Source organism: Marinimicrobium sp., assembly GCF_002695945.1.
GTDB lineage: Bacteria > Pseudomonadota > Gammaproteobacteria > Pseudomonadales > Cellvibrionaceae > Marinimicrobium > Marinimicrobium koreense.
This window is the reverse complement of sequence record NZ_NZQP01000012.1, coordinates 187330-209192: the sequence shown is the minus strand read 5'-3', so window position 1 is coordinate 209192 and position 21863 is coordinate 187330. Positions and strand designations below refer to the sequence as shown.

Genomic DNA, 21863 nt, shown 5'->3' with positions numbered 1-21863 from the left:
CAATAATGGGGGGACGGGAAATCGAATATAACGGGGAGAAAACTGGAAGTCCTTTTCCAGTTTATTGCGTTTAGCGGTTCAGGTACTCCATCAACCACTGCATGGCCGGCCGCTGTTGACCACTGCTGGTCATCAGGCCGGTGCCTTCACGCCAGGTGGCACCCACGATATAACCCCACAGGGTAATACCCACCACATTGGGATGGTTGTAGAAGATCGGGAAGTGCGTCTGCATGTACTCGAGCTGCAACTGGTCGTTGGACTCCTGAATGTCGTACTCGGAGATATACAGCGGCAGACCCAACTCAGAAATCTGATCCAGCTTGGCTTCAATCTCCGGACCGGTCCAGACGCGCGGGTTGTACAGACCGTGGGCTTGCAGACCCAGCGCATCCACATAACCGGAGTTCACGGCTGGGCGGATCATATCGATGATCGCGTCGGTGTCCCAGGTCATGAAGTTGAAGTCGTTATAGATCAGAACCGCGTTCGGGCAGTGCTCACGGGCAAGGCGGAACGATTCAGTGATCCAGTCACTGCCAAAGGCGCTCTCGGCGTAGTTGGCCGGTGCGTGCGAGGGCAGCGCTTCGTTCACCACGTCGATCATTTCGGTATCGGGGTAGCGGTCACAGTAGTCGCTGATCCACTCTTCGATTTCCGCGCGTTGTTCCGCCGGGCTTAGGCTATCGATCCAGCCGGGACGCTGACTGCCCCACACCAGTACGTGAGCTTTGACCGGAATGCCATTGGCGCGAGCAAAGTCATAGATGGCATCGAGCGGACCCCAGTTGTACTGATCACGCGTACCTTCGACCGAGCCCCACTTGCCTTCGTTTTCCGGGGTGATCTGATCCCAGTACTGCATAAAGTCGGAGCGGACCTGGCCGTTGGTGGTGATGTTGCCCACGTGGAAGGGCGGGAAGTCCGGGTTGCCCGGATTCGGGTTGCTGCTGGAGCTGGAGGAGCTGCTGGAGCTGGAAGACGAACTGCTGCCATCAAACGGGTTGCCGAAGCCGATGGAACCGCTGCAGTGGAGCATTTCCGAATAGGAACCCGCACCGCACTCTCCGTCCCAGGCGCCGGTGTTGTCCTGTTGATCTTCCGCCTGGTAGGTGACGCCGTTGACGATCACATAGTCCACCTGCACGTCACGATCACCTTCATCATTGGTAAAGGCCACGCGAAGCTCTCCGGTGGCGTTGGTGCTCACGGTGTAATCCAGCATGCCGACACTCAACGTCCAGGTTTCGATCGTCTGGCCACCAATTTCGAGGCTGACGCTTTCGTCGCCGGTCACGCCACTCATGCGCACGGTCACGCTGTTGTCACCGCCGGCATCGGAGCTGCTGGAACTGCTTGAACTACTGGAGCTGTCGGAGCTGGAGCTGCTGCTCGATCCATCGCCCCCTGCCACATCAAGGGAGGCCAACTCCGCAATGCTGCCACCGTTGGCGCAGAAGCCGAAGCCGGTGCTGTTACCCGCTTGAATGGTGGCGTTATGAGCAGCGGGAGTCACTGAGGTTCCGCTCAGGTTGCCGTTCCAGAGGTTGTTGATGCTACTGCCATTAAGATCCAGGCCGACGGTCCAGTCCGTGATGGCACTACCGCCATTATTGTCGATGGTGACGCTGGCACAGTAGCCAGAGCCCCACTGGTTATCGACATTCAAGGTGGCCTCAGCGGAGCCGGAAGTTATGGCCTGCGCCGCCTGGGCGGATACAAATAACGCCGCCCCCAACATCAGTTTTCTGTGTAGTAAGTGGGTCATTTTCGAACTCCTGTTTCAAGTCATTATTGGCATGTGGAGTGTTGCAAATGAATGCAAGAAAACGCCTGCTCACCGACGGAGGTTCGACTCAATAACAACTTAAGTGAATAGCGCTGATTGTTGATTATTAGAACGGGTTATTAAGCGCTATTGGGTACCGCCGATCCGTAGGCGTCTTCTGGAGTTAACTACCGCACCTACATATTGTCAAATTGAACTTAAGGGGTTGGCGCCTGATCCTTTTATTGTTTCTCCGGTTTGTGCCACGCATCACGAAATCTGCCAATTTCCCCGTTCGCACTGCCCAATAAGTCACAGTCAAGGCTATTGACATACTTGTATACATGTCTTACTTTAAGACTTAGAGATCGGATGACTATAAGTTGACCGGTCTTACTTCGCCCTCCCACTTCTCGGGCGAAATGAATAATGCGCCAATTTTCATAACGATAAGCCAGCTTGGAGATTGTTCATCATGAAAACCCCAACCTTCCGCCTCAGCAAACTGGGTTTGCTGGGCCTTGCCATCGGTGCCACCAGTTTTGCTCAGGCTCAGGAGGCCAATGAAGAGGCCGCCCCGGCCACCACCGGCCTTGAAGAGGTGGTCGTCACGGGCTACCGCGGATCACTGCTCAACTCGACCAACGCCAAACGGGACTCCAACGGATTCTCGGATGTGATTTTCGCCGATGATATCGGCAACATGCCCAGCCAGAACCTGGCCGAGTCCCTGGCCCGAATTCCCGGCGTTAAGATCAACCGTGAAGTGACCGGTGAAGGCCAGCAGATTTCTGTGCGGGGTCTGGGACCGAGCTTTACCAAAATTGCCCTCAACGGCAATGCCATGGCGGTGGCCTCTACCGGCAGCCTGACCTCCGGTAACCGCAACCGCGAAGTGGACCTGGACCTGTTCCCCACCGAGCTGTTCAGCAGCCTGGCGGTATCCAAAACCGCAACGGCCGGCCAGCTCGAAGGCGGGGTATCCGGTTATGTGAACATGCGCACGGCGCGCCCTTCCGACTTTGATGGCCAGCATTTCAGTTACTCCCTGGAAGGGGCCTATAGCGAGCTGAGCGAGGATGTCAGCCCCAAGTATTCGTTCATGTATAGCAACTCCAACGAACAGTTTGGCGTGCTGTTTGGTCTGGCCGGTGAGCAGAAAAGCTCCCGGGTGGACGGCTATGAAGCGGTTGCGCTCTACACCGACGGCTGTGTGGCCGAGTGGAGTAACCCCGAGCGCACCAACTCGGCCTGTGTCGAAGGCAGCGAAGGCTTCAACCACTTTTTCTGGAGCCCTGAAGCCACACCGGACTATGCGGCGGCCAAAGACGGCGTGGCAGTGGGTGACCCGGTCGATCCGGTAGCCACCTCTGGTCTGGACGCCGAGACACTGGACACCGCCCTGCTGCCCTATCTCGGCCGTCCGATGACCGCCGTGGGCGACCGCGACCGGATGACCGGCTTGCTCTCGCTGGAGTTCCGTCCCAATGACGATATGGAGTTCGTCCTGGACACCATGTATGCCCAGGCCGATCGTGACTTCACCCGTACCGAAGCCATGCTGTGGGGACGGCGCAACTACCTGCATCAAGGGGCGGCCATCATCCCCGAAGATGTCACGGTTGAGAACGGTTATGTCACCGACGCAACCTTTTACAACGCCCACATCTGGGTAGGCTCGCATCAGTACACCGAAGACCTGAACTTTGTCAGTTTCATGCCCAGCATGGCCTGGCAGATCAGCGATGACTTCAAGGCCGACATCTCGGCGAGCTATACCAAGTCAGAATTCGATCGCGACGAGCCTTATGTGCTGTATATGTCCCCCGGTGCGACCATGCAGTACACCGTGTCCGGCACTCTGCCCTCGTTCAACTTCAGTCTCGACCCGGCCAGCCCCGATATTGGCTGGACTTGGCAACAGGAGTTTGACCAGAACGAAGACGGCGTCATTCAGGACAATGAGAAGTTCGGCGACCGGTTCCGTATCCAGCGCAACCGCCGGGTAACCGAAACCAACGGTTTCCATGCGGACTTCGCCTGGGGCGAAGATGCCGACGTCAGCGGCATCAAGTTCGGCCTGGCCTGGGATGAGAATTCCAGCAACATGGACGCCTGGGGCGGCACGCAGGAGTTTCAGGAAAATTTTGTGGACGGCTCCGATGCCGACCTGAATTTCTCTGACTACCTCGGCCCATCACTGGTTGACGACCTGGGCAGCAACATCAGTGGCTATAACGGGTACTCCGGTATCGCCCAGGTGGACTGGGCGCGCATCAAGGAGGCCACCAACTATGACGACTTCGAGCCGATCAAAACCAGTGGCGACCAGTTTGGCCAGACCGTCGGTAACATCAGTGAAGAAATGCTGGGCCTGTATGTGGAAGGCAACGTTGAGCAGCAGGTGAATGATCGGCCGCTGCGCATCAACGCCGGTATTCGCTGGGTGGATACCGAACAGACGGTGAGCACCGACCAGAGCGAAACCAAGGCGGATTACAGCAAAGTGTTGCCCTCGTTCAGTATGGTGTACGACCTGCGGGACGATATCAAAGTGCGCATGAGCGGTTCGCGCAGCCTGACCCGCGCTAACCCGGCGGACATGTTCCCCAACTCAGCCTGGGGCAGCTCCGGTATCGAATCGGTGCGTGCCGGCAACCCCTTCCTGACACCGTTCGAAGCCACCAACTTCGACATTGGCGGTGAATGGTATTTTGAAAATACCGGCTATGTCGGTTTCACTCACTTCATCAAGGAAGTGACCGGGTTCACCCGCTCCGACACCCTGACCGTGGACTGGCTGGACCTGCCCAACTACGGCATGGACATCAACAACATCGGCGAGGACCGGGAGCAGGCACTGGCCGAGTGTGGCGGCCCGACCGTGTGTACGACTCAGGTGAGTACCCGCAGTAATGTGGATGGCTATACCACGCTATCTGGCTATGAAGCCATCTGGGTAATGCCGCTCGACTTTATTGTGGAAGGCCTGGGCTTTGACACCAGTGCCACCCACATTAACCAGAGCGCCAGTGACGAGGATGCCATTGTGACCGGCATTTCCGACTGGACCTACAACTTCACCGCCTTCTACGAAACCGACCGTCTGCAGGCTCGTATGACCTACTACCATCAGGATGGATCGGTGTCCGGGTACACCAATGGGTTCGAGCTCAAGTCCATGGACCGCTCCCAGGTGGACTTCTCCGGCAGCTATCGCCTGCCGGTGCTTGAAGAGCAGAACCTGACCATCACCTTCGATGCCTACAACATCACCGACGAACCGGTCGGCACCTGGCATCAGTACGAAGGCATTACCTTTGACGCCTTCTACCCCGGCGCCACCTATACCTTTGGTATTCGCGGCTCCTTTTAACGCGGTGCGATGCTGAGACCTCCTGCCCAGGGATGGGGACGTAACACCTTGGTCGGTGAATTCGTTCACCGGCCTTTTTTATATAGCAACTTTGTTTTTACATAATAAATTTGGCATCATTCCCACCCAGTACGATAAATCATAAACACACGAGGCACTCCCCAATGCGCTGGACCCAACCTTTGCTCTGTATCGGATTGGCCACTGCGGTCATGACCGGCTGTAACAGCCAACCCAACACCCCCAATCAAGCCGACCGGGAAGAATGGGTCGACCTGTTCAACGGCAAGGATCTGGATGACTGGATCATCAAGATTGCCGGCTCTCCTCCGGGCGAAAACACCCTGAACACCTTCCGCCTGGAGGACGGCAAGATCGTGGTCAGTTATGACCAATACGATGAACTGAACGGTCGCTGGGGCCACATTTTTTACAAGGAGCCCTTCTCCCACTACCGCATCGAGGTGGAATACCGCTTTGTGGGCGAACAGGTCGCCGGTGCGCCAGAGTGGGCCATTCGCAACAACGGCATCATGTATCACGCCCAATCCCCGTATGAAATGGCAATCGACCAGGGCTACCCCGCCTGCATGGAGGTGCAACTGCTCGGTGGCAACGGCACCGATGAGCGCCACACCTCCAATCTGGTAACGCCGGGTACTCATGCGGTTTATGAGGGCGAGCTGCGCGAGGATCACATCATCGAGTCGACCAGCAAGACCTATCACGGCGATCAGTGGGTCACCGCTGAAGTGGAAGTGCACGGCAATGACCTGGCGATTCACCGGGTGGAAGGTGAAGAGGTCATCCGGTACAGCGGCATGCAACTGGATGACGGTACGCTACTGCACGAGGGCTATATCGCACTGCAGGCGGAAAGCGCCCCTATCGAATTCCGCTCGGTGCGCCTGCTCAACCTGAAGGGCTGCATGGACGACAGTGCCAGCAACTACAAGTCCTATTTTGTGGCAAACGACCCGGACGCCTGCACTTACTGATGATGCACCGGGGTGAGTGACCGGCCATCCCTCATTGACCATCTCGCTTGAGCCGCCGTCCGAGTCCGGGCGACGGCTTTTTTATTGGCGTTGGTCAGATATACTAGCCACCCGTATACTGGACCCCTTGTTTCACCATCGGAGCTTTTCATGCTGGAAGCCGTCTGGATCGCATTTGCCTTCACCCTGGGATTTCTGGTTCACCGGATGGGCCTGCCCAACCTGATCGGCTACCTGGCCGCCGGCTTTGCCATCAGTGCGGTCGCCCCGGCACTGAACCTCCCCGAAGAGAATGGCGAAATACTGGATCATATCGCCCACCTGGGTGTGCTGTTGCTGCTGTTTACAGTGGGCTTGAAGTTGCGCTTGCGCAACCTGGTGCGCCCGGAGGTGATCGGCGGCGGGCTGCTGCATTTTACCGTGTCCTGTCTGGTGCTCGCCCCGGCGTTTTATCTGTTTATGGATATCTCGCCCTACACCGCCGGCATGCTGGCGGTGGCGCTGGCATTCTCCAGCACCGTGCTGGCGGCCAAGGTGCTCGACAGCAAGCGAGAGTTGCGCGCCTTTCACGGACGGGTGGCCATCGGCATTCTGATTGTGCAGGACCTGATCGCCCTGGTGGTCATGGCCTTTGCCAACGGCGAGACGCCCTCCTGGTGGGCGCTGCTGATTTTCGCTCTGCCGCTGTTGCGTCCGGTGTTCTATCGCCTGCTCGACATGAGTGGCCACGACGAGTTGCTGATGTTGCTGGGCTTGCTGTTGGCACTGGCCGTAGGTGGCCAGGGGTTCGAGTCTGTGGGACTCAGCTCCGAACTGGGAGCGCTGGCCTTTGGCGCCCTGCTGGCCAATCACCCGCGCGCGACCGAGCTGTCCAACTCGCTCTGGAGCGTAAAAGAACTGTTTCTGGTAGGTTTCTTTCTGCAGATCGGCATGGAGGGGTTGCCCGACGCCGACATGCTGATTTTTGCCGCCATCATGACGCTGGTGCTGCCCCTCAAGGGGCTGCTGTTCTTCGTATTGCTGCTGGCTTTCAAGCTGCGCGCCCGCAGCGCCTTTCTGACTGGCCTGAGCCTGAGTAACTACAGCGAGTTTGGCCTGATCGTCGCCAGTGTTGCGCTGCCGGAGTGGCTGGTGCCGATTGCCATTACCCTGGCGTTTTCCTTCGTGCTCTCCGCACCGCTCAACCACATCGCCCATCCGCTCTACGAGAAGCTGGCCAACCGCCTGCAGAAGCTGGAACGGGATAGCTGGCATCCGGACGAGCAGCCGATCTCCCTGGGTGATGCCGAGGTGGTGGTGATGGGTATGGGCCGCACCGGTGCCGCCGCCTACGAACGCCTGCAGAAGCAGGGCTATAAATTGATTGCCCTGGATTCGGACCCCGGCAAGGTGGACAAACACCGTAAGGCGGGACGCAATATTCTGTTCGCAGACGCCGAGGATCAGGCCTTCTGGCAGGGGTTGGACATGACCCAGATCAAGGCGGTGGTCCTGAGCATGAGCGACTCGGAAGCGAAGATCATTTCCGCCAAAAAACTGCGCAGCAATGGCTTTGAGGGCTATATCGTTTCCCATAGCCTGTACGAGGATGAAGCCAACCGCATCGACGCCGCTGGCGCCAACCGGACTTACCTGACGATGAACGAGGCGGGCACCAGCCTGGCCGAGCACATCTGTCAGTACATGCAGACCGGCCGGGCCGAGCACTGATCAGGCGACGGCCTGCTCAAGGAACCGGCGCATCCACTGGCCAACACGCTCACCCTGGTGAGGAACCGAGTAGCTTTCAAGCACCCTGGCCAGGTGGTCTGGCGTAAGTTCCTGTTTGCGGTACTGCAACAGGGCCTGAGCGTAGTCCACGCTGAATTCCGGATGGCCCTGAATGGCCAGAACCCGACCGGGGATATGGAAGGCCGCGTTCGGACAGAAGTCGTTACTGAGCAGACGTTCGGCGTCGGGCGGTAAGCGGGTCACCTGGTCGCGGTGGCTGATGATCAACGATACCGATTCGGCATCATCCACAAACGGTGGCTTGGTCAGCAACGGATAGGTCATCACCCCCAGGCCCCAACCGGTGTCCGCGCGCCCGGCCTCTCCACCCAGCGCGTGCGCCAGCAGTTGATGGCCAAAACAGACACCCACCATCGGTTTACCCGCCTCGAACAGCGCCCGGACATACTCACGCAGTCGGCGAATCCAGGGCTCATCGGAAAAGGCATCGTACTGGCTGCCGGTGATCAGGTAGGCATCATACTGATCCATGTCCGAGGGATAGTCGCCCTCAATGACCCTGAAAATGTCCATCTCCCAATCGAGCTGTTGACGCTCGAACAGCGCCTCAAACATTCGGCCGTAGCTGTGGTACTTAGGCTGCAACGCCTCTCTCAGAATATCCGCATCCAGAATGGCCAATCGCATGCACTGACTCCCGTCTTGTTGATCAACTGCCGCCCAGCTTAACCCACCTTCCGCCGGATTCCACCACTTCGAAGCGCGCCCACTGCCTGAATTCTTCCCGCTGACAAATGCCGGTCTCATAGGCGTTGGCGCCGGCGACGTTTTTATAGATCACCTGATCCCGGCGCTGTTCCGCGGCATCCGCCGCATCAACGACTTGCCTCACACACCAGCGATTCCCCAACTCTCCGTTACTGTAGAAACGACCGGCATCAATTCGCTGCGGGTGCTCGACCTGCTGCTCGGCGTGTTCGCGTGCCAGCTGCGTCAGCTCCACCAGCTCTTCCGTTGTAATGTCGACGTAGGAATTCAGCTGCTCCATGGCGGCCGCCAGATCTTCCTGACTGAGGGTGATGGAGCCGACTTTGGGCGGCGCGTGTCTGGTATGGTCCAGGCGGCGACTCCAGTGGGCCGGATAGCGGCGCCACGCGAAAAAGCTGTTGAACACCACCGCCGTGGCCACCAGGGTGAGCGCATTCAGGGCCACCGGGGTGATCACATAGTGGTAACCCATGGAATGTACACTGGCCCCACCGATGACCGCCACCAGAGCGGTGGCACCGCCCGGCGGATGAATGCAGCGCAGGTAATGCATGGCGGCCACCGCCAGCCCAACGGCCAGGGCCGGCGTCCAGAGCGTACCGGGGAACAACTTTTGGCAACTGACCCCGACTATTGCGGAGACCAGATGGCCGCCAATCACCGCCCAGGGTTGGGACAATGCCCCGTGCGGTACGGCAAACAGCAGTACCGCCGAAGCGCCCATGGAGGCGAGCATCAACAGGGCACCGACGTCGGCCAGATACCAGTGGGAGAAACCATAGACCGCCAGAATGCCCACGAAGGCACCCAGTGCCGATAGCAGCTTTTCGCTGTGACGGGTCCGGTTGCGCTCAATGCCAAGATAGGCAAGAATTTCTCGCCAGAGAGAGGAGATAGACACCAAACTGTCCTTATGCACCAAAAAAGTGCGCATAGTATCATTAGCCGGACCACCATGCGTCGGTTATGCTGGCGCTCAGCATAGGAATTCACGTCGGGAGCACTTGATGAACACAGCCACTCAGGCTCTGAAGGGCCGCTTGCAGACGGTGGGCGAAGAAGCCGCCAATACCATCAGCCACGGGATCGGCCTGATTGCCGCCATTATTGCCACACCGTTCATGGTGGCCCGGGCCATTCGCCTGGAGGACCCGGCCTTTGTGGTGGGCGTCAGCATCTTCTGCGCGACCATGATCGTGCTGTACCTGGCCTCCTCCGTGTACCACATGCTGCCGCAGGGACGGGCCAAACGGATTTGCAAGGACATCGATCACTCGGCCATTTACCTGCTGATTGCCGGCACTTACACCCCCTTTACACTGGGCGCCTTGAGCGGCCCCTGGGGTTGGACGCTGTTTGGCATCATCTGGGTGCTGGCGGCTTTTGGGGTGTTGATGAAGAGCCTGAGGAAGCTGCACCACCCGGTACTCTCGGTGGGGCTGTACCTGGTCATGGGCTGGATGGTGCTGGTGGCCATGCACCCGCTAACCCGCGAGGTACCGGCCGCCGGTATCGCTTGGTTAGTGGCGGGTGGCGCATCTTATACGCTGGGTGTGGTGTTCTATGTGCTGGACTCGAAGGTCAAGTTCGCCCACTTTGTCTGGCACCTGTTTGTGTTGGGCGGCACCCTATGCCACTTTGTCGCGGTGTTTGGTTATGCCCACTGAGGTGGGTCAAGCGACTTGAAACAGACGATCAAAAAATCCAGGCGATCATCAACCAGAAAATCACAAAAAACAGGAAGAAGCCCAGCAGCATAAACTGCAACTCCCCCAACAGGCCGTCGCCGGAAGCCACGGCGAAGACCAGAAACAGCACGACGGTGACAAAGAAGGAGACAATGGCGGCGGTTTTCAGCCCCATGCCGGGTTCCAGATAGGACGCGGAGAATTCGGCCAGGGAGGGCAAAAGCAACATCGCCGCCACGCCCACCAACACCACCAGCGAAACCAGGACAATGGCAATCTTGCGGGATTCGTTCCTGTCCTTGCGATCTTCTTCCCCCACCATTACCGGGCGCCTCCGTTCTGGCGGGCCTTGATCAATTCGCGCACCCGGTTGGGTTCGGGCATCCCCTTGGCTTCGATTTCAGGTTGGTCACCAGCGGTGTAGATCTGGATCGTACCCACGCCAAAAATGCGATTGAAAAAACTCTGGTTGACCCGCACGGTGCGAATGCCCGAAATACTGAACTCGGCCCGGTTTTTACTGAGCAGGCCCTGTTCGTACAGAATGTCGTGCTCTTTCACCGTCAGCAGTGAGCCTTTACACTGCAAATACCACCAGAGCAGAATCAGCAGCCCCAGCCCGAAAACCGGAATCAGCAACAGGCTGACGATAAAACCGATGGGGTTGTTCTTGAACATGGCGGGGTGTTCGGAGTACAGGGGTTCGCTCATGGCAGGCTCCTTGTTCTTGGGTCAATGAGCTTGATAATAGCACTCCCGTGCGCCCCCTGCAGCCGGGGTGGTTCACACCCCGGACGATTCACTGAACTTCAGCGTGCCTTGAGTGGCAGCTCCCGGTAGCGGTTCTTGCCGGAGCCACCATCGGCGCCGCCGTCATAGACGTAGCCATAAGCCGCAGAAGCTTCATTCCGTTTGACCAGCGCACCGCGCACCCACTGCACCGATTCATCGTCGACCAACAACCGGGCTTCACTCCAGTCGCCCTCACCACCGTGTTCGGTGTGGTAGAGGTGGCCGGTATCCTCCTCAATAAACAGCACCTGGACACTGTTGCCATAGGCGATGGCGTCCGCCCCGGTCTGATCGGCGTCAACGGCGTTCTGGACCACGGTGCGGTCGCTCACCTGAACCGGGTCACTCCAGTTGCCCTTGGCGTCGAGCCGCCGCTCACAGAGATAGCCGTCCGCCCGCCGATAAATCATCACGACCGTTTCGGACTCCGGCTGATACACCAGGGGCAGAATGGAGCCGATATCTTCACTATCGGTGCCGAGTCCCTCCGCGATGGTTTGCCGCTCGGTCAGTTCATCATTGGGTAGTAATTGACGGTAGAACGCCCTGCCGTCATCGCCGGTGTAAGCCAGGTGCACCACACCATGCTTGCCGAGCACCAGCGCCGGGCCTGACAGAGCCGGACCGATGTCGGCATCAATCACGGTTTCCTCGCTCCAGTCACCCTCGGGTGAGCGGGTGCGGGAGTGAATTTTATCGGGGCCACCGTATACCGCCACCACGCTACCATCGGAGCGCACAGCGATATCGGCCACCTGGGTAGGTGGCTCTTCGGGGGAGGCCAGTCGTTCGTCGCGAATGGCCCAGGTATCCGGTTGCTCGGGGTGATCTGAGGTGCGGAACACGTGATAGAACACATGATCGGAGGTCTGGTGCAGCATATGGATCCTGTCGTCCACCCGAACCGAGGCGAAGCCTTCCAGGTCGCCGGTTTTGGGGCGGTGTGCGCCATCCACTTCGTACCAGCTCTCTCCACCATTGGTGGACTTGACAGTCATCAGGGCATTCCAGGTTTCCGCCGGTTCCATCAGAAAGTAAAGATCGCCATTGCTCGCCTCCCAGGGGCCGATGCGCATGGGCGTTTCCACAAAGGTACCTCCCAGGTGACCATCGGCGACTTCAAGGGTTACCGAGGCCAGCACCTCCGACGCCAGTGGCTCTCCCGTCTGATCCACCAGCCGATACTCGAAACGGTCACCGGACTCGTTGAGGGCGGCTTCGTCGGAAAAGCGGCGAATCACGATGGGAAATTCCCATTCACTGTGCCCGCCCTCAGGTGACCAGACCGGTGTACGATCCGCGAANCTGANNCCGGCACCACCNGTGAACGGTNGCAGGGAGACGNTNAACAGATCCCGGGTTGGGGCACCGTGCNCGAANGATGCNCTGGCCATAATNCTNGTGCGNGGCGANNGNGGTTGGCCTTCCACCACCAAGGCCCGCACGTCCGCCCGACTTCCTTGCGGCACATACAGTCCGGCGACGGAAGNGGGAATGTCCCGTTTGAGGTTTTCCGTAAAGACCAGTGCCTCATCATGGTATTCCACGATCAGGTCCTGGCCCGCCAGNATCAGTTTCAGCTCAAACCACTGTCCGGGTTTGATGTCGAACGGGTGAGTGGCGAGTGTGGACTCCNTACCTTCACTGACGCGGACCACCTGCACGGCGTCACCGGCTTTTACGTCCACGCGCAAATAGTTTTCAGCATCCTCATAACCNAACACGACGCCTGCCTGGGCGTCCACCTCTGGCAGGCGCAGGTCAACCGCGAACTCCAGTGGCTCCCAATGGGTTTCATAGCGCCCCAGGGCCAACAGTGCCAAGTCGTCAGACTGAAGCGTCAGGTGTCCTTCATCGCCATTCGCTATCCAGGACAGCGCCGAGGCGTCGCCGCTGATGAGGTGCCAGAGCTCGTCCATCGCGTCACTGGGCTGGCGATCAAAATCGAGTTCGTACACTTTGGCGGGCTGCGGGAAATTTTCGGCCCCCAGGGGCTCCCACTCGCCATTATTGCGGCGTACGTCAAGCGGGTAACGACGCGCGGTGTTATCCGCTTCGGTGGCTTCGACTTCAAAGCGAATCCGGAAGGGCTCATCGGCGAACACGGTGGCCGGCTCGTTGGTGTCGCTGGCCCAACCACCATCGTCATTCAGCGGCAAACCGAACTCCGAGCGCACTCGAAACGCGGTTTGCCGATCGATTTCCGTTTGGGCTACGGGTTGATTTTGTTTAGGTCCGGTATTGTTGCAACCCAGTAAAAGCAACGCGCTCAGCGCACCGGCCAACAGCGGGACTATGACGCGAGGCTGGCGCGCCACAGAGCCCATAGTCGGCGCAACATTCATGATGTGGTTCATGGTTTTCCTNAGGACGTACNTTTGTNTATTTCGACATGGATTCAGGCTGACAGTGTCCGGTGAAGATACCGNCGGTCAATTCAGNCGGAAGTACACCGGCAGCGTCCAGGTCATGCGGCTCTGGGCGATGTCATCGGGCATCTTGGGCAAGGGGTTGGCCTTTTCGAGCATTTCTTCAACCGCTTCGTCCAGGCTGTTGTGCCCGGTCGGACGCATCAGTTCGTAATCGAGGATGTTGCCGTCCCGGTCNAAGGTGAATGACACCATGGCCATGCCCTGCTCGGCNTTGCGACGGGCCCTCATGGGATACTCTTTGTGGCGTTCCAACCANGCGCTGACCTGGGTGCGGTAATCCGGCGGCGCATCCTGAATGCCGCCCGTCGCACCGGCCTGCTGCCGATCCGCGGTGCGTTTGGCCTCCTGATCGCTGTGCTCATCAGCGGACTCGGTCGACTCGTCCGTCTCTACGATCTGTTCCGGCTCGGGTTGAACCTCGGGTTCAGGCTCCGGTTCGGGTTTTGGCTCCGGCTCAGGTTCTGGTTCCGGCTCCGGTTGTGGTTCTGGCTCCTCCTCGGGTTCCGGCGTTTTGACCGGAGATTCCAGAGGCTCGGGCTCAGGTTCCGGCTGCGGCTGAGGTTCGGGCTCGGGGGCCGGCGTCGGCTGAGCTGGCTTGGGTGGCGGTGCCAGCGCGATGGTGATCGACTGGGCCCCGGGATCTTCCGCGCGGTGCACGGTTTCCCGGTCTGAATCCAGACGCACCATGGCCAGGGTGTGCACAGCAAACGCCAGGGATAGGGCCAACAGCCAGTGGACGGGTCGCGGTTGTTGAATCATTCGCTTTCAGTCAGTAGTTGAATCTGGGCAACACCGCCGGCACGCAACTCGGCCAACAGTTCGGTCAGGACGCGGGCTTCCAGTCGGCGATCAGCGCGCACCTGCAAGGGAGCCTCAGGCTGCTCGCGCTGGGCAAGACGTTCCGCTAATCCGGCCGGCTCTATGGCCTCGCCCATCCAGGCCAAGCGCCCATCGGCACCAATGGCCAGGTATTCCGGCTGGCTGTCCAGTGCCTCAGCGTGACGAGTGGTGGCAGGGGTCACGGCAAACGGTGGTTCCTGGATCAGGGTGCCGCTGACCATAAAAAAGATCAGCAACAGAAAAACCACATTGATCAGCGGCAGGACATTGTCCTCCGCATTGGTGGTTCGCCGGGGAATGGGCGGCAGGGAGAAATCGGTCTGTTTCAACATAGCGAGGTTTCGGTTACAGCGGTGGACAGATCAATCAGCGGTTTCGCCCAGCGCCAACGCCTGAATACCGGCATGGCCCAACTGGTCAAAGCTGTCGATCAATTCATGGAGCCTGACGCCATCCTCAGCGCGCAGTATCACCGAAGAAATACGCTCAGCCTCCAGGTCCCGAGTCAGTTGCTCTGCCAGTGCCTGGAGCGGATACGTTTGCTCGTCATAACGAAATTCTCCGTCGCCCAACAAATAGATATCGGCTGCGGGAATATCGTCATTGCTGGCCGTTTCACTACCGGTCGCCAACTCCAGGCCACTCCATTGGGCGAGGCTGGAGGCAAGCATAAAAAACAGCAGCAGGTTGAACACCACATCAATCAGTGGTGTCAGGCTGACGCTACGCTTACGACGGGGAGCGACTTCAATTTGCACCGGCCAGGGCCCCTTCCAACGAAGCGGACTTGGTGCGTTGTCCGGCTTTCGACGAGTTGCGCTCGCTCACCGANGGTTCGGTGCTATCAGCGGTGACGCGGTTGAAAACCCGACTGGTAAACACGCGACCCAGCGCATCCTGCATATCTTCGTGNAGGCGCTCGACACTGCGCTCCAGAAAGTTCAGAGCCGCCACCGTCGGAATCGCCACCACCAGACCCACGGCGGTGGTCAGCAGCGCTTCCCAGATACCGCCGGAGAGGACCGACGGATCCACCTGACTGCCGGCCGCTTCCAACTGGTTGAACGCGGCAATCATGCCAATCACCGTGCCCAGCAAGCCCAGCAACGGGGCGATATTGCCGATCACTTCCAACGGACGAAAATGCCGACGCAGGACATTGATGTCCCGGGCTGCGGTGCGGGCCACTTCTTCCCGCAGGCTGTCTTCGGGAATGCCCGCTTCACTGCCCTTGACCACCAGGTTCATGGCCTGGGCAATGGGGTTGGGCTGGCCTTTCAGACATTCGCCGGCTTTGTGAGTGTCACCCTTGCNCCAGGCGTCTATGGCCGGATCGATAAAACGGCGCTCGCCGAGACGGATGGTGCGGAATTGCCATAACTTCAGTACGACGATCGCCANGGCGTAAATTGACATCAGCATCAGAACCATCACCACTGGACCACCCAGCTCCAATAANTCCGCTAACGTTGCCAAACTGAAACCGTTCATAATGACCTCTACTTCACTTTCGGTGTTGGTGGATGGCGGCCTTTGGCCTTATCCACCCGACATGGACTTGGTGATCATCGGCGTCGACGTGATTAACCGGCGTCTACAAAAAATGGGCCGCGCAGCTCGTAAATTCGGCCGTCGGTGTGATCGCCCGTGTAACCTTTCTGAGAGCTGAAGTACAGACGCTCGCCATCGGGACTGAATGCCGGACCACAGATTTCCGAGTCACGCTGACCGACCACATTCACCAGTTCAAACGGCGTGATATCGGCACCGACCACCACCAGACGCATTTCGCTACCATCTTCAGCCACCAGCACGTCACCACCGGCGGACACCACCAGATTGTCCACATCGTCAATGCCGGGATTGAAGGCCTGGTCGGACTGTTTGTCGTAAATCAGATCCAGCGTATTGGCGTTGGTATCCAGCGCCCACACTCGGTTATCACCTTTGGTGGTGAAGTACACCATGCCTTCGTGATACCAGCAGCCTTCCCCACCATCAAACTGTTCGGCATCGGCTACCTGTTTCCGGGTGGGCCGTTCGCGGCGTTCGGGATCTTCACCGCCCAGACGGGGAACCGGATTGGGCACTGTGTGCCACTGCACGGGACGGGTCTGCAGCGGATCGTCACCGGTCACGACTGCCACTTCCAGCCGCCCTTTGCTCAGATCGGCACGCCCACCCTCAGGGTAGTACTCGGGCACAAAGCGATAGAAGTTGCCGTCCTCGGTATCTTCAGTAAGGTAGATATGACGATGAACCGGGTCCACGGCCGCGGCCTCGTGTTTGAACACACCCAAGAGCGGTGCAGGCACGGCGAGCTGACGACCGGTGGGGTCGCACTCGTAAACCAGGCCTTCATCAATTTCTTCGCAGGTCAGCCAGGTTCCCCAGGGCGTGGGGCCACCGGCGCAATTGTTGGTGGTGCCGGTACAGATGGCGTAACTGTCGACCACCTCGCCTTGCGCGTTAAAGCGCAGTGCACCCACGCCGCCCTGGCGCCAGGCTCCCACTTCGGAGTTGGATACATACACCCAGCCGCCATCGTCCATCGGGAAGGTGGCGCCACCGTCGGGCAGTGCATGCCAAACATAATCAGAACCGGCATAGGCCCGCTGTCCCGTGCGCGCCACTTCGCGAACGGAGAAACCACGAGGCACCATCATTCGGGTGTTCGGATCATTCTCAACCACGACTTCGTGCAAGGTGCCGGCGAGGTTGGGAATGTTGCTGACTTTCTTTTTCAGCGCCAAGGGCTTGGCGGATCGGGGAGAACCCTGGGTGGTGCAACCCCACAGGCCCGGACCGACCGCGAGCACCCCCGAAGCGATCAGACTTCTCTGCAACAGGCGGCGGCGCTGTTCATTGACGAGGCCTTCGCGGTTCCCGGTCGCTTTGCATTCTACGTTTTTCATAACAGGCTCAGAAATCAAATGGTTTTTACAGATCACAATAAAGCGCCCTGACGCACTCTACCCTGAATGCATCGTTGCGCGCTCTGCATCGATTTTGATGAGCTTGAGTGTGCTCCCGGTATGTGACCCTGGCGTGACTGAACGGTGAACTTAAGGTGACAGTTGAGTGACAGCTCCGACCACACGCCTGTCATGAAAGCTTAACCTGCTGTTCAAATGACTGTCGCCCGACTGTCATATGAACCCGCTAGCGTGACGTCCTCTACCACAAAATCCGAGCCACTCCGGAAGAACAGGATGTTCTTCCGGAGATGGTTATTTCTTATGTTCAGGGGATAGCTCAATGTACACGATGAAAGTAAAACACCTCTTGCGAGGTCTGTTCGGTCTCTGGCTGGTTGCGCTCTGCGCAGCCGTCCAGGCCCAATCCACAGGGGCCATCAGCGGCCACGTGACCGACGCCACCGGCGAGTTCACCTTTCCCGATGCGGAAGTCCGTATTGAAGGCCAACGCCGCCGGGAAGTGACCGGTCGCGATGGCAGCTTCCGTTTTAACAATGTGCCGGAAGGCCAGTACGAACTGGTGTCAGAGTACGGCGGTGCCATGCCAGAGCGAGTGGCCGTGACGGTCATCGCCGGCGAAACCGCCGAGGTCAGCATCCGCATCGGTGGTGGCAGCGAGCAGGACAATGCCAATCAGTTGAAAGGTCTGCTGATCGACAGCCAGGCGGCGGGTCAGGCCGCGGCGATCAACCGTCGTCGTCGGGCGCCCTCGGTAATCGACGTGCTGTCGTCAGACTCGGTGGGCAACTTCCCGGACCAGAACGTCGCCGAAGCTCTGCAACGCGCCCCCGGCCTGTCCGTTCAGCGCGACCAGGGTGAAGGCCGTTTTGTGGTCATTCGCGGCATTGATCCGAGCTTCAACTCCACCACCATTAACGGCATGCGTATTCCGGGGCCGGAAGCCGACTCGCGCGCGGTAAACCTCGATGCGATTTCCTCGGATCTGGTGGAATCGGTCGAGATTACCAAGGCCATTACGCCGGATATGGACGGCGACGCCGTCGGCGGTAACATCGAAGTGAAAACCCTGACCGCCTTTGATCTGGGTGGCCGCAGCGGCAGCGTCACGGTGGGTGGCAGCTACAACACCACCAATGAAGAAACCAGCCCGGACATCTCGGCGTCTTACACCGACCTGTTCAGCATTGGCGATGGTGAAGATAACCTGGGGATTGCATTTGCCGTCAGCCAGTTTGATCGCGATACCGTTTCCGACGGCATCGAAGGGGCTCCCTGGGAAATGACCGAAACGCCGGAAGGCAATGAGGTCAACGCTCTGCTGGAAGGTGAACAGCGGGACTACGTTCTGACCCGCAAGCGCACCAGCGTCGCATTGAACTTTGACTATCGCCCGACCGATACCGACGAGTACTATCTGCGCACCATGTACAGCGAGTTCGATGACGCTGAAACCAAAGAAGAGAACATCTTCAAATTTGAGGAAGGCGACATTGAAGGTCTGGATGCGGACAGCGGCGAATTCGTTGGGGCTGAATACGAAAAAGCGCATTCCGACAGCAATAAAATTGTCGATATCACCAGCTACAGCCTGGGCGGTAAGAACGAGCGCAACAACTGGACCTTTGATTACAACCTGGGTTATGCCACGGCCGGTGAAGCGGGCGACCTGGAAATTACCGGTGAGACTCTGGCGGAAGATGTCGCCATGGGTTACGACAAGTCCGGTGATGCCCAGCAGCCGCTGCTGTACGTTATTGGCGATCAGGGCAGCAACGCCAGCGACTTCATTCTCGAGTCCGCCGAAGGTGAAAGCGTGTTCAACGAAGAGCGCGAACTGGCGGTTGCCTTCAACGCCCAGCGCGATGTGATGTTCGGTGAAGTGCCGGGCTTCATCAAGTTCGGTGCCAAGACCCGTCAGCGCGAAAAAGAAAACAATATCGACATCAGCATTTACGAAGATTTTGGTGATACCTACAGTATTGCCGACTTTGCCCAGGACTCGCCCGTGGACTATCCGCCCCGGGGCGATTTTGGCCCGGCGGTGGATCGTGACAAGTATCGCGACTTCTTCTACGGTAACCGCGATAACTTCGAACTGAATGCCGAAGACAGCCTGATCGATAGTGCGGCCGAGGACTACGATATCGAAGAAGACATCAACGCCGCCTATGTCATGGCCCAAGCCGAGTTCAAGCGCCTGACCGTGATTGGTGGTGTGCGTGTGGAAGAAACCGACTACGCGGCCCGGGGCACCCAGGTGACGATCGACGAAAACGTCAATGACGGCGAACCCCAGTTGAACGCTTTCTCAGACAGCAAAAGCTACTCGCATGTACTGCCCAGCCTGCACCTGAACTACGCGCTGCAGGACAACATGGCCGTGCGGGCCGCGCTGACCAGCACCATCGCCCGTCCGGGATTTGAAGCCGCCGGTCCCTGGCAGATCATCGAAATCGAAGGCTCCGGTGATGACATCGAGCGGGTCGCTGAAACGGGTAACCCGGACCTGGAGCCACTGGAGTCCACCAACTTTGACCTGCGCTGGGAATACTATCCCACTGGGGTAAGCCTGATGTCCGCCGGTTTCTTCTACAAGGACATCAGCAACTACTTCCTGACCGCCAATGTCGCCGGTGAAGCCCCGTTTGAAGCCTTTGATGAGGTGACTCAGACCATCAATGGCGGGGATGCCGAGCTCTACGGTATCGAGTTGGCCTATATCCGTCAGTTCGATTTCCTGCCGGGACCCTGGGACGGTCTGCTGCTGGATGCCAGCTACACCTTCACTGACAGTGAATCCGACCTGCCCGAGCGCGACAGCGGTATCCCCCTGCCCGGCCAGTCTGACCACATTGCCAGCTTTGCTCTGGGCTATGAGAAGCACGGCTTCAACATTCGCGTCGCCGCGGCCTACCGCAGCGAGTTTTTCGAAGAAACCGATGACGCTTCCGATCCGATGTTTGACCGCTACCAGGACAACCACCTGCAAGTGGACATCACCAGTAAGTACCGGATCAACGACATGGCCCAGGTGTATNTGAACCTGGTCAACATCAATGACGAGCCGCTGTACGCTTACTGGGGCAGCTCTGAATTCAACTCCCAGTACGAAGAATACGGCCCCACCATTGAAGCCGGCGTGCGTCTGGACTTCTAAGCGCCGAATTTCAGGGGCCCATAGGCCCTTGACGTCAGCCCCCCGGTGCGCCGGGGGGCTTTNTTTTGTCTCCCCACTCTCCCGACCGCATCCCATGTCCCATGGGTGTACACTGGTCCCATAATCTCCCTTGGCCTGTCACCAGACCGGTTCTGGAGTCTCTTGCTATGGTGGTACTCGAACAGATTCTGAACGTTGCCCTGACCGCTGCGCCCTGGCTGCTGGCCGGCCTNTTGGCCGCAGCATTGATCAAAGCCCTGATTCCTGAGGCTGCCCTNTTGCGCTGGGTGGGNGGTCAGGGACTGGCCAGCGTCAGCCGCGCTGCGGTAATGGGTGCGCCACTGCCTCTTTGCTCCTGCGGCGCGATTCCCACCGCCTTTGCCCTACACCGGGGCGGCGCGGGGCGGGGGCCCACCACCGCTTTTCTGATCGGCACACCGGGGATTGGTGTGGACTCTATTGCCATCACCTATGCCCTGTTGGGTCCCTTCATGCTGGTCGCCCGAGCCACTGGCGCCGTCGTTACCGCCATTGCCACCGGCCTGTTGGTGACCCTGGCGGACCACGCCCCCCGGACGAGGTCCGCCACGTCAGGACACCATGAGCCCAAAAGGCACGTCGGCGACGAGGCAGGCTGCTGCCAGAGCAACACCTGTGGCACCCGCCCGGTTGCAGCGGGGTCGAATGCCGAGACCACACAGACCTCCNTGTCCCGTCGACTGCGGGACGGGTTGCGCTATGCGTTTGCCGACCTGCTGGATGATATCAGCCGCTGGTTGGCGGCCGGTCTGGTGATCGCTGGCATTCTGATGGCGCTGGTGCCGCCTCAGGCCCTGGCCGAGCACGGCAGCGGCCTTCCCGCCATGTTTCTGATGGCGATTGTCGGTATACCGTTGTATNTGTGTGCCACCGCTGCCACCCCCATNGCCGCAGGCATGCTGGTGGCAGGCGTCTCGCCCGGAACCGCCCTGGTNTTTCTCCTCGCGGCCCCCATTACCAGCATGGCCACCCTGGCCGTCATGCGCAAAGAAATGGGCGCCGCCGTCATGGCGCTGTATCTGCTGGGNATTCTGGTATCGACGGTTCTTGTCGGACTGGTGGCGGATCAGACCGTGCAGTGGTTGGNTATCGCCCCTGAGGCCCAGGTNGGTGCCACCGGAGAACTTCTGCCAACCTGGTTCGAGGCGGTCGCGCTGGCGGTGCTTGCCGCGCTGGCAATAACGCCATTGCGAAGACGAGTGCTGTTCTGAATACGGTTACATGTTGTCGGTCAGCTTATATCAATTCGCAATATCGGGCGTTTATTTTGGCGACAAACCACGGATTTNGACATCCGCTTTTCAGATAACCTGACGATCGGCCGGATACCGCCTC

The 21863-nt window shown here is 59.0% G+C and carries 15 protein-coding genes and 2 pseudogenes; 6 read left to right on the top strand and 11 right to left on the bottom strand.

All coding sequences use genetic code 11. The features are described from left to right. Positions 1-70 precede the first annotated feature (70 nt). Positions 71-1396: pseudogene (locus CMG77_RS01820) on the bottom strand (endo-1,4-beta-xylanase); the annotation flags it as partial. A gap of 21 nt (positions 1397-1417) precedes the next feature. Beyond that, a pseudogene (locus tag CMG77_RS15695) lies at positions 1418-1741 on the bottom strand (cellulose binding domain-containing protein); the annotation flags it as partial. 502 nt (positions 1742-2243) lie between these two features. On the opposite strand from CMG77_RS15695, the gene CMG77_RS01815 reads away from it, so the two are divergent. The 3 genes from CMG77_RS01815 to CMG77_RS01805 all read left to right on the top strand — a co-directional run bounded on the left by CMG77_RS01815 (position 2244) and on the right by CMG77_RS01805 (position 7852). After that, positions 2244-5144 carry a TonB-dependent receptor gene (locus tag CMG77_RS01815; RefSeq protein ID WP_286806231.1) on the top strand — a complete coding sequence of 967 codons (2901 nt, stop codon included), beginning with the start codon at positions 2244-2246 and terminating at the stop codon, positions 5142-5144. Between the two features lie 164 nt (positions 5145-5308). Further along, on the top strand, positions 5309-6142 hold the full coding sequence (locus CMG77_RS01810) for a 3-keto-disaccharide hydrolase (protein WP_286806232.1): 834 nt from the start codon (positions 5309-5311) through the stop codon (positions 6140-6142). 150 nt (positions 6143-6292) lie between these two features. After that, positions 6293-7852, top strand: coding sequence for a cation:proton antiporter domain-containing protein (locus tag CMG77_RS01805; RefSeq protein WP_123638121.1), 1560 nt, complete (start codon positions 6293-6295; stop codon positions 7850-7852). Here CMG77_RS01805 and CMG77_RS01800 read toward each other — a convergent pair whose 3' ends face one another. After that, a complete protein-coding gene (locus CMG77_RS01800; protein WP_170162880.1) occupies positions 7853-8560 on the bottom strand; it encodes a glutamine amidotransferase-related protein in 708 nt (235 codons plus the stop codon). Between the two features lie 22 nt (positions 8561-8582). Further along, positions 8583-9542, bottom strand: coding sequence for an HPP family protein (locus tag CMG77_RS01795; protein ID WP_286804851.1), 960 nt, complete (start codon positions 9540-9542; stop codon positions 8583-8585). Between the two features lie 106 nt (positions 9543-9648). Here CMG77_RS01795 and trhA point away from each other — a divergent pair, with 106 nt between their 5' ends. Beyond that, positions 9649-10308, top strand: coding sequence for a PAQR family membrane homeostasis protein TrhA (gene trhA / locus CMG77_RS01790; RefSeq protein ID WP_286804850.1), 660 nt, complete (start codon positions 9649-9651; stop codon positions 10306-10308). A 28-nt stretch (positions 10309-10336) separates the two neighbouring features. On the opposite strand, the gene CMG77_RS01785 is transcribed toward trhA, so the two are convergent. From CMG77_RS01785 to CMG77_RS01755, 7 genes are all read right to left on the bottom strand, one after another. After that, positions 10337-10651, bottom strand: a complete 315-nt coding sequence (locus CMG77_RS01785) for a hypothetical protein (RefSeq protein WP_286804849.1) — start codon at positions 10649-10651, stop codon at positions 10337-10339. Then, positions 10651-11040, bottom strand: a complete 390-nt coding sequence (locus CMG77_RS01780) for a PH domain-containing protein (protein ID WP_286804847.1) — start codon at positions 11038-11040, stop codon at positions 10651-10653. The genes CMG77_RS01785 and CMG77_RS01780 overlap by 1 nt, the downstream gene beginning before the upstream one ends. Before the next feature lie 2513 nt (positions 11041-13553). Continuing rightward, positions 13554-14240, bottom strand: coding sequence for an energy transducer TonB (locus tag CMG77_RS01775; RefSeq protein ID WP_502691727.1), 687 nt, complete (start codon positions 14238-14240; stop codon positions 13554-13556). 68 nt (positions 14241-14308) lie between these two features. After that, positions 14309-14725 (bottom strand): ExbD/TolR family protein, encoded by a 417-nt coding sequence (locus CMG77_RS01770; protein WP_024461072.1) that lies wholly within the window; start codon positions 14723-14725, stop codon positions 14309-14311. Positions 14726-14755: 30 nt separating this feature from the next. After that, the gene (locus CMG77_RS01765) at positions 14756-15151 is read right to left on the bottom strand and encodes an ExbD/TolR family protein (protein ID WP_123638128.1); all 396 of its coding nucleotides are present in this window, start codon (positions 15149-15151) and stop codon (positions 14756-14758) included. Beyond that, the gene (locus CMG77_RS01760) at positions 15141-15641 is read right to left on the bottom strand and encodes a MotA/TolQ/ExbB proton channel family protein (RefSeq protein ID WP_502691726.1); all 501 of its coding nucleotides are present in this window, start codon (positions 15639-15641) and stop codon (positions 15141-15143) included. Before CMG77_RS01760 ends, CMG77_RS01765 begins: the two co-directional genes overlap by 11 nt. Before the next feature lie 335 nt (positions 15642-15976). Next, positions 15977-17308, bottom strand: a complete 1332-nt coding sequence (locus CMG77_RS01755; protein ID WP_286903510.1) for an alkaline phosphatase PhoX — start codon at positions 17306-17308, stop codon at positions 15977-15979. 343 nt (positions 17309-17651) lie between these two features. Between CMG77_RS01755 and CMG77_RS01750 the strand changes: the two genes are divergently transcribed. Together CMG77_RS01750 and CMG77_RS01745 are read left to right on the top strand one after the other, a co-directional pair. Continuing rightward, positions 17652-20489, top strand: a complete 2838-nt coding sequence (locus CMG77_RS01750; protein ID WP_286903509.1) for a TonB-dependent receptor — start codon at positions 17652-17654, stop codon at positions 20487-20489. A 101-nt stretch (positions 20490-20590) separates the two neighbouring features. After that, entirely contained in the window at positions 20591-21739 is a 1149-nt protein-coding gene (locus tag CMG77_RS01745) for an SO_0444 family Cu/Zn efflux transporter (protein ID WP_502691719.1), read from the top strand. The last annotated feature ends 124 nt before the right edge of the window (positions 21740-21863 follow it).